The organism is Pantoea sp. IMH, assembly GCF_000599885.1.
Classification (GTDB): Bacteria; Pseudomonadota; Gammaproteobacteria; order Enterobacterales; family Enterobacteriaceae; genus Erwinia.
In genome coordinates, this window is the sequence record NZ_JFGT01000005.1 from 645,034 (window position 1) to 659,783 (window position 14,750).

Here is a 14,750-nt window from a genome sequence, read left to right on the forward strand (position 1 = left end):
CGTCATTATGTTTTATTAACATAGCATTAAACGATTCTTAGCTGCGATCGAAGGCAGTTCTCCAGCCGGATGTTATGGTAAATGTGAGTGGGTTATGACAATTGAAATCAGTGGCAGCAAGGAGTCGGCAGTGGAAAAATTTACGGTACGGCGCATTACTGAAAGCGATCTTGGCGACTTCAGAGAATTGAGGCTGGAAGCCTTGCGGCTTCATCCGGATGCTTTTGGTGCGTCCTACGACGAATGCACACTGAAGCCGCTGCATTTCTTTGCCAAACAGCTGCGAAATAGTCATGTTTTTGGCGGGTTTGATCTTCATAACACCTTACAGGGCATGATTGGCGTTAACCGCAGCTCTCTACCAAAACTGAGCCATGTTGCAAGTATCTGGGGAATGTATGTTCGCACCGAGATGAGAGGCAGCGGGCTGTCATCTCGCCTCATGGAGGCGGCGCTGGAAGTCGCCAGTTCAGCCAAAACTGTGAAACTATCCGTGGTTACCACTAACCGGGCTGCGTATGCGCTTTATCATTCCTTCGGGTTTACCGAGTGGGCAACGGACACCGCTGCACTGTGCGTTGACGGGGTGTTTCATGACGAGTTCCTCATGAGGCTGGACTCAGAGAGCGGTTCATAACAGAGATGTTATGGTAAATGCGAGTGACCGGCAGGGTCTCGTGAGAAAGAGCGAAAGCTCTACTCAATGTACTGGCTAAAACGCAGAAGGTATCCATCCGGATCCTGCACGAGAAATTCTCGCTGGCAGGCGGTTGTTTCGCCGGTGTTGTAATGGTTATCGCTGAGACCCCGATACAGCGTTACGCTATGCGCATTTATACGGGCGAATATCTGTTCAATATCGTCCACTTCTATCTGGAAATTTACGCCGCGTCCCAGCGGTCTGGTGAGTTCTGCCGTATTCCACCCTCCTGGATGATACTGCTCAAGCATCAGTTGCGCTTCGCCAAGGTTGATATAGGCAAACTCCGGCTCTGTGCGCCTGATCATGACGCTGAAGCCAAGCACATCGGTATAGAAGCTAAGGGAAGCGGGAAGATCTGTTACGGTCAGCTCGGGAACCATGCGGTTCCAGTAGGGTTCTTTCATGTCAGTCATTTTTTTCATCCTTTTTTGACTGACGCAGCATACACCAGATGGCTTGTGCGGGGTTCGTGGCCGGGATGGTATGTTCAATTCGACCTGGTAGCAGATTCAGATGAGGAGGAGGCCGCCTCATGGCTGCGGCCAGCAAATTACTACAAAGGGGATACAGCTTGAACATTGTGCTGGAAGACGTAAGGATCAGATAGCAGCTCAAATTGCTCGTCGTCTGGATAGGTGACTGCAATCTGGTACTGTTCGCCTGCAAATGCTTTCACTGCCTCAAGATCTTTCCAGTAAGTTGCCAGGAAGAAATGTTCCCATTCACCCTGTGTCTCTCTGCGTACATATGCTCCCAGATTTCCTGGTGTCCTCTCTGAATGTTCAACACCGGTCTTTTGCAGATGGCTTGCAAAGCCTTCTGCATACTTAAACGGTACGCATCCGTGCCATGTTCTGACAATCATGTGTCTATCCTCATGTTGTGGAAGGGTTTAACCATAACATGGGATGGAAAGAGGTGGGATTCGTGATCAGATGTTATGGTAAATACAGGGTGTCTGAAGAAGGTGCATCGGATTACTGCATTACTCAGAGAGCCCGGAATATCCACACTGTAATGGGATACAACAGGTAAAGAATGACGACGACTTGCAGCCCTTTGAGCAGCCAACGGGTACGACGCCAGAGGTGACGTTCCTTTTCATTGGCTTCCTGAATGGATTTCTGTATCTGATCCTGATGAGGCACAGCGTCATCCTTGATTGAGGGTTATCAGAGGTTCCAGCATAACGGAACACGCTTTTTCATCAAGTGCATCACCCAGATGTTATGGTAAATATTATGATTGAGAATAGAGATGGAGTGTTTGATGGGTATCGTAATACGAGCTGTTGAATTAAAAGATGCGGAGCAGCTGAAAAGTATATATAGCCAAAAAAATGTCCAAGAAAACATGTTGCAACTACCGGCTCCATCGCTAAGTTATTGGGAGAGTCGAATCCAAAATTATAGCGAAAATGGATGGATTGGTTTTGTAGCTGAGATCGAAGGCGTTGTGGTTGCTGAGTTAGTGATTTTTACTCAAAAAAATATAAGGCTTAGGCATGTTGTTTCTTTTGGGGTTGCCGTTGATATGAATCATTCAGGAAAAGGTATAGGAAAGAAGCTGATTCTTTTCTGTCAGGAATATGCATTTCAATGGTTGGCAGCTGGGCGTCTTGAGTTAGAGGTTTTTGCTAGCAACAGTTCAGCAATCAAACTTTATGAAAAATTAGGCTTCGAGATTGAAGGCAAGAAGAGAAATGCCGCATTAAAAAATGGGGTGTATCAGGATGTCTTCATTATGTCGAAGCTAGCCATTTAAACCTAAGACCTGGAACTATCAAACTCTAGGCCTAGATTGATTTTTATAGCGTTATAGTCGGTACATGACAGGGTTGTTATGTTTAATATGGCAGAACTTCCCTGTCACTATAATTTTGATGTCCGCTTCTCGCTCGTAGCGGACTTTGATCAATCGTTTGGGAAGATGCAATAAATGATGAATGTGGTTGAAATCTCTCTATGACATTTGAGCATACCCAAGTGTCATAGGGTAAATCCCTCCTTAAAACCCCTAATGTCATTATCTATATGTCATGGGTATGATTGTCATAACCTAAATGTCATAGGTTCGCGGCTCTTGTAGACTTATTTGCATATAGTCATTCCGATTTGTGATTTATTAGGGTTGTCATTGGAGAGATGATCGCTGTGTTCTTTACCGTTTGCTTTTACCGATCATTATTGAGCGATCGGCTTTATGATCATTCCGTTTTCGATGGTAGAGCTAGATTTTTCATAACCACGCTTTAATCAACATCGGATCGAAAAGCCCTTTTGGAAAGTTGAACAGATACTGGCGGGCGGTTGTGACGTTCAAATCATAGAAATCCGCATATTCTCTGACGTTACAATTCCTCAACCATGCGCCGCTGTAATACTTATCAAAATGCTGGGCCCAGATTTCATTCATTGGGCGCCGTGATAACTGGCGATGCGCTGTGCGCTGAGGAAGCTGATTCTCGACAATATACTCCTGCGCAGTTAGCGCTTGTTGCTGGTGGAACTGGCGGCGGTGATAAACCCAAAACAGCACACGGATTGCTGCACCACCGCATTTATGCAAATTCTCATACATTCTGCGTCTGGGAAGCTTGTGCTTGTACGCATATTGTTGTTGGGTGATGCCATTTAAGATAGCCTCGCGGCGATAATTTTGCTTATGAAAGGCCCACTGAACCCGCCATCTACCATTCCAAACATCATAGTCCTTATAATCTTTTTCATACTTCATTGCCGGGAGCAGAAAACGCTCAAATAATTCATCCAGTGTTGCAGGTAAGATATGAAGATGCTGCTTTCTTTGCAGGCGCTGCTCATCAGTCAGTGAGCTTATTTCAAATTTCGTAAGCCAGTCATTGGTTCCCGTATGGGTTTTTAATTTACTATTAATAGAGTGGTGAATATCAATTTTAGCATTGCCAATTTTTATCTTTTCCATCTTTATGATCCTTATAAATCTTTAGAGCCAAGGTTCTAACAACCACGGGTTAATTAGATTAGCCGGGTAATTACATAGATAGCGGCTTGCCGTGCCCGGATTAAGATAATACCAGCGGCAATATTGCGAAACGCTAATGTTGCAGGGCCAGTAATAGCGGTAGTAACATTCAAAATGGCGTTGCCAGTGAGGGCTGAGTTTTTGACTAACCCTATTGAATTCCGTGGTAGGCAAGTGAGTTGTAAATGAGCTCAAACGCTGAAATGCTCTTCTGAGAGCTTTCATGCGAAGTGAGGAGATATCTTTCAATTGTTCGTTATCTGCGACCGGCGCAACCATAAGTGATGTATCCGGGCCCCCCGGGGAAGCAAAAAGCGAATCCAGTTTTCCAGGCAGCGGGCAATGCTCTTGAGCAGGGGCAAATGAAGCAGGTTCCGCGCGGAATGGAGTTGTTCTAGGGGGCCTGCCTTTTTTCAGGCATGAATAATGCTGAGTGCCAGAGAGTGCAATACCTTTAGCAATACTCTCTTTAGAATGCCGCTTAGCAAAATAACTAACCCGCAAAAGCAACGCGGTCAGAGCCTCAGTGTCGTTCTTCCTGACGAAATAATATCCGTGCTTTGGAAACCAGACCGTACCACCGGTGGCGATTTTCCAGCAGCTCTCCACCAGCTTGTTAATTTTAAGAGGATGGCGAACGTAGTTGCCGTCTACCATCAGAAGGTAATGATAATGCTGCGCCGGTGCTTTGTTCTGCTCCCGGACCCAAAACACCCGAACAAAGCTTTTAGGGTACATTCTCCTGAGAGAAGGGATGATTAACTGATGAAAGTTGGTAATAGCACGATTGTCAGAAGTGTACTGAGGAAGATGAAAATCATAACGTATTGCGAGAAAGCGTGAGCAGCTGCTGTAAGTTTTATCAATTGTCCGGAACAGTGAGTTCATGATTTTAGCATTTTGCTGACACTCCTCGGGCATGACTGGCCAAAGAACACCATCATACAGAAACTCTCCGCTAGCCTGGATATCCGGATAAACAGTACTGCGCGTAATATTATTAATTACCGGCTTTTGGGAAGCGGAAACCTGATTGGCAGTTTTGCTGTTTATCATAGAGTTACGATTAGTTTGGAGTCACGAAGCCAGGCTGATCTAGTGCGTTTGTTGTTTCAAATGGTTGCATCAGCAGGTAAAAGAAAGGCTGGAAATCCCAGCCTGATACAGACGTCTAGCAGCAGCTATTAAGCCACTGTTCATATTGTGTGACTGTCCAGCCCATGGTTCTGCCTGAGCGCTTTTTTGGCTCAGGAAACTCGCCGCTGAGTACCCAGCGGTAAAGGGTAGTACGGCTGCAGTTCAGGAGATCCAGCATTTCGCGAATACGGATAAGGCGTTGAGGGCCAGGAAGGTGGCGAATGGTAGCGGATAAGGAGTTTTCGTGTTTCATTTTAAATCTCTCGGTGATGAATCAGGATGAAACATATCTTAGAAACCGAGAAGCTTTATGTCGTGGTTACCCTGGAAAGATACCTTGGTGACCTTTGTTATCTTTTTGATTATTAATGTTTAAATTTCCGAATTTTTTGCGCCTGTCTCTTTTCTTCCCTTAACTGATAGAGGTCAGTTACATCGTTACCGAGCAGGTTAATAGCTTCCCGCAAATTTTTCAGGCATTGCTCTTCACTCATGGGAAAACAACCTTCTTCTGGCCAGATGAGTGGGATTTTCCTTTCGACTAACCTTAAAAGTTCGGGGGCTTTTGGCAGTGAATCTTTTAAAGAATTTAGTCTGTTTTTATCATACAAACTTGCTATGACTGCGATGAGAAATTCTTCCCTTTTAGCTGCATAGGTTTCAGCTTTCTCAATAGGAGCAGACAGGCGTTTTTCCAGAGCCTCGATTTTTCCTTTTAGTGTCAGGTTTTCGGCTTGTAAGTCTGAGTTAACTTGTTCGCCCCCTGACAATTGTGGCATCGCAGAATCAAGCGTAATCTCAAGCGCAGCACTGATTTCGGTACGTACAAAGCCACAATCAGCCAGATCATCGGTCTTCATGATGTCGTCAGAAACAGCTCTCAGCGCAGCTTCGGCATTATGGTAATAGTGAGGAGTACCTAAATTAGGTGCGCCGTTATTGTCCAAAAGCTGTAAGAAAGCTCCTGATGAAATGTCGCTCCAGCGGCCATAACTAAACCAGTACAGAGAAGGCTGATTTCCTGTGCTTCGATACTTTTTTAATGCCATCAGACACAAAGTCTGATAGCTCTGATCCACATAACGCTGCTTAAGCTGTTCAAAAAGACTTTTAACACTGATAAATCGTTCAGCATCTAATTGGTTTGCAAGCTGCTCATTGCGCAGTTGCTGGATGGAATCATCGAAACTCATGAGTTGTGTTTAGTCCTGAAAACCAGGGGTACTTCAGATGACAACGCGTTGATGAGCAAGCTTGAGCGGCTGATATGCGCATGGAAGCGAGAGGTAAAAGTTTGGCCACCAGCAAAATATGCACTCAAACCGATATTGCTTACGTCACCCAGCCTTTCTCTTACGTCACCCACTACATCACCTGAATCGCACCCAAAGAAAAAGGAGTCAGACGATTTCTCATCTAACTCCTTGTTTTATCTGGTGGCCCCTACTGGACTTGAACCAGTGACCAAGCGATTATGAGTCGCGTGCTCTAACCAACTGAGCTAAGGGGCCTGCGGCGCAGGATTATAATGGAAGTTGCTGGGGCAATCCAGCGGTAAACAACCATTTGTTGAATATTCAGGCAGAAGTGGCATTCTGGAAAGAGGTTAAATAACAATCGTTTCCACCATCATATCCGGCAGGCATTGGCGTTTATCAGGGCTCAGTCGGCCTTTTTCCGGGGCGTCTGTCTGTTTTAGTAATCCCTTAAACCTGCCTCTTAAACGGCGATGAATGATGACTTACTTCACTGGTCAGCCTGGCGCGGAAATCCGCCGCAGGAAAATGGCGGCGCTGATTACCCAGCTGGCGCCCGATAATGGCTATACCCAATCGGCGCTACAGGATGTGCGGTTTCTGCGATCTGACGTGTCGATCCAGCAGACACCTGTGCTCTACGAGCCTTCCATTGTTATCGTCTGTCAGGGCCGGAAGCGGGGGTTCTGGGGCGAAGAGATCTTTCTTTATGATGCGCAGCACTTTCTGGTGGTCGCCGTACCGCTGCCTTTTGTGAGCCAGACGGAAGCGAGCCAGCAGGAACCCATGCTGGCGGTGGCGCTGCGGCTCGATTTTCAGGTGCTGGCGGATGTGCTGATGACGCTGGAGATACCGGTTTCCCGTGGCAGCATGCCGGTGAGTATGACTTCAACGCCTCTGGACGATCCGCTCGGCGAGAGTGTTATCCGCCTGCTATCCGCGCTGCAATCGCCGCAGGAGGCGCGCGTGCTCGGTACGGGTCTGATTCGGGAAATTTACTATCGGGTGCTGACTGGCGCCCAGAGCGCCACGCTGCGGGCGGCGCTGGCGCAGCAGGGGCATTTTGCTCAGGTCAGTAAGGCACTACGGATGCTGCAAATGCGTTATCAGGCGCGTTTTGACGTCACGGGCCTGGCTCGCGAAGTGGGAATGAGCGTGGCGGCATTTCATGCGCATTTCAAAGCGATTACGCAGATGTCGCCGATGCAATATCTGAAATCTGTGCGGTTACACCAGGCAAGGCTGTTAATGGTGAGGGGCGGCATCTCCGCCGCTGCGGCGTCGGCTGAAGTTGGCTATGAAAGCCCCTCGCAGTTCAGCCGGGAGTTTAAACGTTTCTTTGGCCGCAGCCCCGTTCAGGAAGCGCTTTATATGCAGGAAATTTTACAACTCTCGCCTGCGGTTGGCCTGACGGGATAATGCCGGGAGAAGCGATGAAATTCCCGGCAAGATTGCATCAGTACGGGCTGTTCGTCGGGCGGATGACCATCTCGCTGACGTCGACATCATCAGGCTGGCCGATCGCCCAGGCAATCGCGCGGGCGATGGCGAGCGGATCGATGGCCACGCGGCGAAAGCTATTCATCGCTTCCCGGGCGCTCTCATCGCTAATGGTTTCGGCCAGTTCCGAGGTGACTACGCCGGGAGAAACAACCGTAACGCGCAGATGCTCCGTTTCCTGCCGCAGTCCGTCCGACAGGGCGCGGACTGCGAATTTAGTGGCGCAGTAAACCGCGGCGGTGGGGGAGACGGCGTGGCCGCCGATAGAAGAGACATTAATGATATGACCCCGCCGCTGCTGTTCCATCAGTGGCTGGACCGCGGCAATACCGTGCAGTACGCCCCGGATATTGACATCAATCATCCGATCCCATTCTGCCACTTTGCGGGCTGATAACGGGGAAAGCGGCATCACGCCGGCATTATTGATCATCACATCGAGTCCGCCATAAAGGCGCGTCGCTTCTTTAATAAAGGCTTCCATCTGCGGCAGGCTTGTGACATCAAGCGTCATGCAGGCCGCTTCGCCGCCGGCGCTCTGAATCTCCGCAACCAGCTTTTCCAGCCGTTCAGTCCGGCGCGCCCCGATAAACACCTTTGCCCCTTTCGCCGCCAGTAAGCGGGCCGTCGCCTCGCCAATGCCGCTGCTGGCACCGGTAATCGCAACAATTTTATTGTTCAGTTCAGACACGGGAAACTCCTCAAGGATGACTGCTGAACGGCCTCTCCGTCAGCAGCCTTCAGAGTAACGGCAAGCCTGGATGCGGCGAATATCCAGGACTCTTTAAAGCTTGCCTGTTTCTCTCAGGATATGATGGGAGGATGATAAATCGCGGCGCTCCAGTGGCGGCTGCTGGCATGTTTTTCCGCCAGCCAGCCGCTTTTGCGCAGATGACGGGCGATCAGTTTATTCATAATGCCGTGTCCCAGCAGCAAAACATTGCCACGGCTGGAGAGTTCTATCAGTTTGTTGGCGGCAAGCGCCGCACGCTGCTTCGCCTGATCCAGAGACTCGACTGAACCGGCATAGCCACAAAACCAGAGCAGATGCAGCAGCGCGAGCCAGAGCGAGGGCGGAAGATGCGGATAGCTCAGCTTGATAACCGGCAGTGAAACTTCACTGTAGAGAGGGTCTGTGTGGGCGGGTTCAAGCCGCAGTTTTGCGAGAGAGGAGCGGGCGCGGGGAAGGGGACTGCTGACCACATAATCCGCCATCGCCGCCAGACGCAGGCTTTTCTCCGGAGGAAGATCCTGCACAATCGAAAGATCGTAAGCTTCACACCACTCTGCCATAGCCAGGGCGGGCACCCGTCCCGGAACATAATGATCTGGCTTGCCGTGACGCATCAGGATAATGCTCATCATTTTACCTCGCCGCTTTTAAGCCTGTGTGAAAAATGGAGAAAACAAATCAGCGCCTTTCCGCTCTGCTTGCTGGTTGCAAACGCAGTCTGTCATTTAACTGTCATATTTCATCGCCATGCTGTCCGGTCCTGCTAAAAACCGCGTGGTTAAAAATAGCGCATAACTAAAGAATTTTAGTTTACTTTTGAAGGGGAAAGCACGGTTTTGCTATCGGTTTATTATTTAACTTATTGTTAATAAAGAGTCCAAAAACATAATCTGCGTTGGCAATGTAAAGATTCTCTAATTTATTTTGGTACAAATATTGATTTATCTACGCGTGTAGATACAATGAGGCCGTTTTAAAATTCACTGCGCGGGATGTTTTATGCCAGATGAAGGTCACCCTGCTTCACGCTACAGTCGATTGGTTCTTAAAGCCAACGGGCGCGAAGCAGCCTAAGCGACACCCAACACCAGGGAACCCGTTACTGACCTTTTCATCATAGATCAGCAAAAGCACGCCCCCGCTGGCGAAAGCACGTTGAGTCACAGGACGGCCAGGGAAGGCGAAAAACACACACGACAGGGAGTTTTTATGTCCATACCTCATGATATTCCGCATGCCGGAACCCCTCCGCAATACGCCACTTCCGCAGCAGATGAACGGCTGACAACGCCAGAAGGACGTAAAGATTTCTGGCGAGCCACCTTTTCCTGCTGGCTGGGCACTGCCATGGAGTACGCCGATTTTGCGCTCTATGGCCTGGCGGCGGGGATTATTTTCGGTGACGTCTTTTTTCCTGAATCCACGCCAGCGATGGCGCTGCTCTCAAGCTTTGCCGCCTGGTCCGTGGGATTTATCGCCCGTCCTGTCGGCGCGCTGTTTTTTGGCTGGCTTGGCGATCGTAAAGGCCGCAAGGCGGTGATGATCTCAACCATCATTCTGATGGGCGCGTCCACTACGCTGATTGGGCTGATCCCCAGCTATGCCTCGATTGGGCTTTGGGCGCCGGCTTGCCTGGTGCTGCTGCGGTTCAGCCAGGGGTTTGGCGCCGGGGCTGAACTGTCCGGCGGGACGGTTATCCTCGGCGAATATGCCCCTGCGGAAAAGCGCGGGCTGGTTTCCTCCATTATCGCGCTGGGCTCTAACAGCGGGACGCTGATAGCTTCACTGGTCTGGCTGGCGGTAGTGCAGATGGATCAGCAGCAGCTTCAGGCGTGGGGCTGGCGTATCCCTTTCCTTTGCAGTTCGCTGATCGCGCTGATCGCACTCTGGATCCGGCGGCACCTGAAAGAAACGCCGGTGTTTGAACGCCGTGTGGCGATGCTGGCCGCAGAGCGGCTCAGCAGCCTGGAGCGGCATCAGGCTGCACCGGATAACCGCAGCTTCTGGCGGCGTAGCCGGGCCTTCTTTACCCTGATCGGCCTGCGTATAGGCGAAAACGGCCCTTCCTATCTGGCTCAGGGCTTTATGATCGGCTACGTGGTTAAGGTGCTGACGGTAGACAGATCGGTGGCTACCTCCGCGGTTTTTATTGCTTCTCTGCTCGGCTTTCTGATTATTCCCGCCGCCGGCTGGCTTTCTGACCGGTTTGGCCGTCGCGTGACCTACCGCTGCTTCTGCCTGCTGCTGATGCTCTACGCTTTCCCGGCGTTTATGCTGCTTGATTCCCGGGAGCCGGCGATTGTGATAACGACCATTGTGGTCGGGATGGGGCTGGCATCGCTGGGCATTTACGGTGTGCAGGCGGCGTGGGGCGTTGAGATGTTCGGCGTAAAAAACCGCTACACTAAAATGGCGACGGCCAAAGAGCTGGGGTCGATCTTATCCGGTGGCACCGCGCCGCTGATTGCCGCAGCGTTGCTTTCCTGGACAGGACACTGGTGGCCGATAGCACTCTATTTTGCGCTGATGGCGGCAATCGGTTTTGTGACGACCTTTGTCGCACCGGAAACACGCGGTCGCGATCTGAACGATCCTGAGGATGTCATCTGAAGAAGGATCTGAACTTCACGCGCAAACAGGTTAACCACGTTAACGGGAAAGTCGTTTGGTAAAACAGACTCAGCAGCGCATAACACGAGCGGACGTGGCCAGGATAGCGGGCACGTCCGTCGCCGTTGTAAGCTACGTCGTCAATAATGGTCCCAGGCCGGTGGCAGAAGCCACGCGGCGGCGCGTTCTGGACGCGATAAACATCACCGGCTACCGTCCCAACAGCCTCGCACGTGCGCTGGCTTCCGGCACCACAAAAACCTACGGGCTGGTGGTGCCCAATATCAGCAATGCGTTTATCGCCTCTTTTGCCCATGCTCTCCAGCAGGAAGCCTTAGATCACGGCATGGTGATGCTGCTTGGCGATGCGGGCGACTGCCGCAGGCGGGAGCGGGAGTTACTGAATAATCTGCTCAGTCAGCAGATCGATGGCCTGCTCTATAACAGCGTCGATCGCCATCCCTATATCGATCTGATTCAGGCAAGCGGCACGCCCTGTGTGATGCTGGATCGCGTCGATCCCGGATTAAACATTAATATTCTCCGTGTTGACGAAAGGGCTGCGGCGTATCAGGTGACTTCCCATCTGCTCAGCCATGGTTATCAGGAAGCGGGGATTATTTGTGGGCCGCTTGAACGGCTGAATACGCAGGATCGCCTTGCCGGCTGGCGACAGGCGCTGCGTGAATATGGTCTGACGGAACGTCCGCAATGGATATTTCCGGCGACCTATACCCTTGAAGGCGGTTATCAGGCGGCAAAGCATATGCTGCTGGCCGGTCAACTTCCCAGAGCGCTGTTTATCTCCAATGAGGCGCAGGCGATCGGTTGTATACGGGCGCTGAACGAAAACAGCATAAAAGTGCCGGAACAGCTGGCGCTGGTCTGTTTTAACGGAACGGATCGCGCCGCCTACCATGTTCCTTCGCTGACCACGGTCAGGCAGCCGGTGACGGAGATGGCTAAAAAAGCGTTAGAAATGCTTAATGCACCGGGCGAAAGCGTACAACTGAGCGAATTTTCTCACCGGCTTGAAATCGGCGAATCCTGCGGTTGTCAGCCCTCTTCACACAGATAACTTTTTAAAAACACACCATGAAAAGACTTATTATTGATTGCGATCCGGGGAACGGCATAGCAGGTGCTAACGTAGATGATGGTCTGGCCCTCGCGCTCGCGTTGGGATCGCAAGCGATCTCACTGGAACTGATTACCATTGTTGCAGGCAATACGCCCAGCGACGTCGGTTATAACGTGGCAAAGGACTTAACCGACAGGCTTGGCATAGACGTGCCGGTAGTACAGGGCGCGGCTTGTGCGCTGGTTGAGCCGTCAGCACCCTGGCGTGATGCGTTGGATAACCGCATTCAGGACAACAAGCTTGGTTATCTGTGGGATGACGTCCGGCGACCCGCTAAGGCTGTCGCGCCGGATCGCGAAGCGGCAGATGCCATCGGTGAGCTGATTTGCGCCAATCCGGGCAAAATTACCCTGGTGGCGATCGGCCCGTTAACCAATGTGGCACTCGCGCTGGCGCGCTATCCGGAGATGGCGGAGGCGGTGCAGGAAATTGCCATTATGGGCGGCGTATTTGCGCTGGATAATTTCATCAAGGATACCAATTTTGGCCTCGATCCTGAGGCGGCCCATCAGGTACTGACCAGCGGCGCAAATATCACGCTGGTGCCGATGGATGTCACCACGCAAACGATGATGACGCACCAGGATTTGGATCGGATTGCACGGTTTGACACGCCGTTAGCGAAATTTATTACCGGAACGGTACGGCCATGGCTGGACTATTCCATGCAGACCCGTCACCTTCCGGGTTGCTGGATACATGATGCTTTAGTCGTCGCCTGGTTACTGAATCCGGGGATCGCAACCGCGGCGGATTATTTTGTGGATGTTGAGCTGAGGCCTGGTCAGACGCGGGGCAAGTCCTGGCGCTATCGCCAGCCGCTTGCGGTAAGCGTGGGTACAGGCGAACCTGCTGGCGGTCTGATTCATGTGCTGAAAACGGTGGATAACAACATGCTGCTGGAGATGATTGAGCAGGCGATGGCGGGCTGAAGCCGCCCCGGTAGACGGAACACAGTGATAAAGCGGGCCACGCTCAGGCTATGAGGTGGCCCGCAAACATTATGCGGCCAGCGCTTTTGCTGCGCGCTGCCAGCGTAGCGCATCAATAAGCAGCAGGACCACAAGGCTGAGCCCCATCACCGGCAGGCTGATGGCGAGCACGAATGTGCAGACCAACAGAAGGAAGCGTGCGCTGAGGGAAAGCTGACGCCAGTGGTACAGCAGCGTTTCCGCCGGATGCGTTCCCTGACCGGCGGCGGGACGTCGCCGCCACCACAGCCGGTAGCCGAGCACAATCAGCGTACAGAGTCCCAGCCCAAAGCCCGCCAGAATCAGCTGGTTTGGTAAACCAAACAGCACGCCCATATGCGCATCCACGCCCCAGCGGGTCAGTTTCGCCAGCAGGCCGAACTGGGCGAATTCCACCTTATCCACTACCTGAAAATTACGCGGATCGACGGCCACGCTGTCCACCTGCGTTGGCCAGCTACGATCTATCTCGCTGACCGTCCAGGCTTTATTGATAACGCTGGCCGGGCGGACTTCAATTTTGCCCGCCGCTATTCCCGCCGCACGAGCGGCTGCCACCACATGATCGAACTGTTCAGGTTCAATACGGGCGATAAGAGCGGGGTCGTCCGGCATCCCCATGCCAGCCATTTTATGTTCAGCATGCTCATCCACGGCCACTGATTTCTCTGCCATTGCCTGTCCGGCATGCTCACCAGCTGGCATCGGATGGTGTGCCGTTGAGTGTTCAGCATGTTCATCCATGACCATCGGCTCGTGTGACCTTGCATGCTCAGCATGTCCCTCAGCCGGCATGGTATGGCCGCTATGTGACAGACCATGGCTGATATCCTGTGGTTCACTACCCTGAACTGTCAGCGCCGTATTCACTGACGGTGTCATCCAGCCAAAATGGGCCCGCATCAGTGAAATATTGTCGCCCGCCCAGCGGGACCAGGTCAGGCCGGTCGCGGAGAAGAACAGCAGCCCCAGCAGCAGCAGCACGCCCAGCGTACTGTGCCAGTGACGACGGCCCAACCGGCCTTTATGAGGGGAATGTTTCCGGGTACTCCGGCGCGCCCTGCGGCCCGTTGCCCAAAGCACTGCGCCACCCAACGCGGCAATCCACAGCCAGCTGGCGGCCAGTTCGCTGTAGTTACGGCCTACATCGCCCAGCAGCAGGTTACGGTGCAGGTAATCGAGCCAGGTTCTGAACGGCAGCACGCCGCTGGTGCCGTAAACGTCGAGAATGCCGCGAACGGCAAGCGTTGAGGGATCAACAAATACCGCAGTTGTTTCCGATGGCCCGGATGTCGGTGTCGAAAACATAACTCTGGTCGTTTCACCGGGCGCGGGCGCAGGACGAACGGCGGCCAGCCTGACGTCCGCGCCCATTGCCTGCTGGGCAACATGAATCTGCTCCGACAGCGGTTTTGCGGGGTCGCTCACCGGCGCGAAAAGCTGATGCGAATAGAGCGCGTTTTCCAGCTGCGGAGTCAGCACGTAGAGCGTGCCGGTCAGGGCAGCCATAAAGATAAACGGCGCGATAAAAAGCCCGATATAGAAATGTAAGCGACGCAATAGCGGCAAAAAGGCACTGCGATTCTGTTCGGCGCGCGCGACGTGCGCCAGCGTTTTTTCTGACATAATTTTTCCATCCGCCTGTTATCAGGCATGAGCAGGTGCCTGCCGCAATGGCGACAGGATTAAGGTTCAG

15 protein-coding genes and 1 tRNA gene are annotated in these 14,750 nt (G+C 51.9%); 6 read left to right on the plus strand and 10 right to left on the minus strand.

What is annotated here, in order from left to right:
- The first annotated feature begins 94 nt into the window (after positions 1 to 94).
- Positions 95 to 637, plus strand: coding sequence for a GNAT family N-acetyltransferase (locus EA20_RS0111325; protein ID WP_051516352.1), 543 nt, complete (start codon positions 95 to 97; stop codon positions 635 to 637).
- Positions 638 to 696: 59 nt separating this feature from the next.
- Here the strand turns inward: EA20_RS0111325 and EA20_RS0111330 are convergent, their stop codons facing one another.
- Both EA20_RS0111330 and EA20_RS0111335 read right to left on the minus strand, forming a co-directional pair.
- Positions 697 to 1,116 (minus strand): VOC family protein, encoded by a 420-nt coding sequence (locus tag EA20_RS0111330; RefSeq protein WP_024966938.1) that lies wholly within the window; start codon positions 1,114 to 1,116, stop codon positions 697 to 699.
- A 140-nt stretch (positions 1,117 to 1,256) separates the two neighbouring features.
- A complete protein-coding gene (locus EA20_RS0111335) occupies positions 1,257 to 1,568 on the minus strand; it encodes a hypothetical protein (RefSeq protein WP_024966939.1) in 312 nt (103 codons plus the stop codon).
- Positions 1,569 to 1,972: 404 nt separating this feature from the next.
- On the opposite strand from EA20_RS0111335, the gene EA20_RS0111345 reads away from it, so the two are divergent.
- Positions 1,973 to 2,467: a GNAT family N-acetyltransferase gene (locus EA20_RS0111345; protein ID WP_024966940.1), complete on the plus strand. Its 495-nt coding sequence runs from the start codon at positions 1,973 to 1,975 to the stop codon at positions 2,465 to 2,467.
- A 474-nt stretch (positions 2,468 to 2,941) separates the two neighbouring features.
- Here the strand turns inward: EA20_RS0111345 and EA20_RS0111350 are convergent, their stop codons facing one another.
- The 5 genes from EA20_RS0111350 to EA20_RS0111375 form a co-directional block, all read right to left on the minus strand.
- Entirely contained in the window at positions 2,942 to 3,646 is a 705-nt protein-coding gene (locus EA20_RS0111350) for a hypothetical protein (protein WP_024966941.1), read from the minus strand.
- 21 nt (positions 3,647 to 3,667) lie between these two features.
- Positions 3,668 to 4,762 (minus strand): inovirus-type Gp2 protein, encoded by a 1,095-nt coding sequence (locus tag EA20_RS20255; RefSeq protein ID WP_071995404.1) that lies wholly within the window; start codon positions 4,760 to 4,762, stop codon positions 3,668 to 3,670.
- Positions 4,763 to 4,877: 115 nt separating this feature from the next.
- Complete coding sequence (locus EA20_RS0111365; protein WP_024966943.1) at positions 4,878 to 5,096, minus strand: AlpA family transcriptional regulator; 219 nt, start codon at positions 5,094 to 5,096, stop codon at positions 4,878 to 4,880.
- 112 nt (positions 5,097 to 5,208) lie between these two features.
- A complete protein-coding gene (locus EA20_RS0111370) occupies positions 5,209 to 6,036 on the minus strand; it encodes a hypothetical protein (protein ID WP_024966944.1) in 828 nt (275 codons plus the stop codon).
- A gap of 241 nt (positions 6,037 to 6,277) precedes the next feature.
- A tRNA-Ile gene (locus tag EA20_RS0111375) sits at positions 6,278 to 6,354 on the minus strand.
- 225 nt (positions 6,355 to 6,579) lie between these two features.
- Here EA20_RS0111375 and EA20_RS0111380 point away from each other — a divergent pair.
- Positions 6,580 to 7,518 carry an AraC family transcriptional regulator gene (locus EA20_RS0111380; RefSeq protein WP_024966945.1) on the plus strand — a complete coding sequence of 313 codons (939 nt, stop codon included), beginning with the start codon at positions 6,580 to 6,582 and terminating at the stop codon, positions 7,516 to 7,518.
- Between the two features lie 37 nt (positions 7,519 to 7,555).
- On the opposite strand, the gene EA20_RS0111385 is transcribed toward EA20_RS0111380, so the two are convergent.
- Both EA20_RS0111385 and EA20_RS0111390 read right to left on the minus strand, forming a co-directional pair.
- Positions 7,556 to 8,290 carry an SDR family oxidoreductase gene (locus EA20_RS0111385; protein ID WP_024966946.1) on the minus strand — a complete coding sequence of 245 codons (735 nt, stop codon included), beginning with the start codon at positions 8,288 to 8,290 and terminating at the stop codon, positions 7,556 to 7,558.
- Between the two features lie 113 nt (positions 8,291 to 8,403).
- Positions 8,404 to 8,961: a histidine phosphatase family protein gene (locus EA20_RS0111390; RefSeq protein WP_024966947.1), complete on the minus strand. Its 558-nt coding sequence runs from the start codon at positions 8,959 to 8,961 to the stop codon at positions 8,404 to 8,406.
- A 580-nt stretch (positions 8,962 to 9,541) separates the two neighbouring features.
- On the opposite strand from EA20_RS0111390, the gene EA20_RS0111395 reads away from it, so the two are divergent.
- From EA20_RS0111395 to EA20_RS0111405, 3 genes are read left to right on the plus strand one after another with little or no spacing between them, the layout of a single operon-like run.
- On the plus strand, positions 9,542 to 10,942 hold the full coding sequence (locus EA20_RS0111395) for an MFS transporter (protein WP_024966948.1): 1,401 nt from the start codon (positions 9,542 to 9,544) through the stop codon (positions 10,940 to 10,942).
- 55 nt (positions 10,943 to 10,997) lie between these two features.
- The gene (locus tag EA20_RS0111400) at positions 10,998 to 12,020 is read left to right on the plus strand and encodes a LacI family DNA-binding transcriptional regulator (protein WP_024966949.1); all 1,023 of its coding nucleotides are present in this window, start codon (positions 10,998 to 11,000) and stop codon (positions 12,018 to 12,020) included.
- A gap of 17 nt (positions 12,021 to 12,037) precedes the next feature.
- Positions 12,038 to 13,015: a nucleoside hydrolase gene (locus EA20_RS0111405; protein WP_024966950.1), complete on the plus strand. Its 978-nt coding sequence runs from the start codon at positions 12,038 to 12,040 to the stop codon at positions 13,013 to 13,015.
- A 69-nt stretch (positions 13,016 to 13,084) separates the two neighbouring features.
- Here EA20_RS0111405 and EA20_RS0111410 read toward each other — a convergent pair whose 3' ends face one another.
- A complete protein-coding gene (locus EA20_RS0111410; RefSeq protein ID WP_024966951.1) occupies positions 13,085 to 14,680 on the minus strand; it encodes a PepSY domain-containing protein in 1,596 nt (531 codons plus the stop codon).
- Between the last annotated feature and the right edge of the window lie 70 nt (positions 14,681 to 14,750).

What these genes read in the sequence shown, in the direction of transcription:
- EA20_RS0111325 (WP_051516352.1), top strand. Translation starts at nt 95, where the DNA reads ATGACAATTGAAATCAGTGGCAGCAAGGAGTCGGCAGTGGAAAAATTT.
- EA20_RS0111330 (WP_024966938.1), bottom strand. Translation starts at nt 1,116, where the DNA reads ATGACTGACATGAAAGAACCCTACTGGAACCGCATGGTTCCCGAGCTG.
- EA20_RS0111335 (WP_024966939.1), bottom strand. Translation starts at nt 1,568, where the DNA reads ATGATTGTCAGAACATGGCACGGATGCGTACCGTTTAAGTATGCAGAA.
- EA20_RS0111345 (WP_024966940.1), top strand. Translation starts at nt 1,973, where the DNA reads ATGGGTATCGTAATACGAGCTGTTGAATTAAAAGATGCGGAGCAGCTG.
- EA20_RS0111350 (WP_024966941.1), bottom strand. Translation starts at nt 3,646, where the DNA reads ATGGAAAAGATAAAAATTGGCAATGCTAAAATTGATATTCACCACTCT.
- EA20_RS20255 (WP_071995404.1), bottom strand. Translation starts at nt 4,762, where the DNA reads ATGATAAACAGCAAAACTGCCAATCAGGTTTCCGCTTCCCAAAAGCCG.
- EA20_RS0111365 (WP_024966943.1), bottom strand. Translation starts at nt 5,096, where the DNA reads ATGAAACACGAAAACTCCTTATCCGCTACCATTCGCCACCTTCCTGGC.
- EA20_RS0111370 (WP_024966944.1), bottom strand. Translation starts at nt 6,036, where the DNA reads ATGAGTTTCGATGATTCCATCCAGCAACTGCGCAATGAGCAGCTTGCA.
- EA20_RS0111380 (WP_024966945.1), top strand. Translation starts at nt 6,580, where the DNA reads ATGACTTACTTCACTGGTCAGCCTGGCGCGGAAATCCGCCGCAGGAAA.
- EA20_RS0111390 (WP_024966947.1), bottom strand. Translation starts at nt 8,961, where the DNA reads ATGAGCATTATCCTGATGCGTCACGGCAAGCCAGATCATTATGTTCCG.
- EA20_RS0111395 (WP_024966948.1), top strand. Translation starts at nt 9,542, where the DNA reads ATGTCCATACCTCATGATATTCCGCATGCCGGAACCCCTCCGCAATAC.
- EA20_RS0111405 (WP_024966950.1), top strand. Translation starts at nt 12,038, where the DNA reads ATGAAAAGACTTATTATTGATTGCGATCCGGGGAACGGCATAGCAGGT.
- EA20_RS0111410 (WP_024966951.1), bottom strand. Translation starts at nt 14,680, where the DNA reads ATGTCAGAAAAAACGCTGGCGCACGTCGCGCGCGCCGAACAGAATCGC.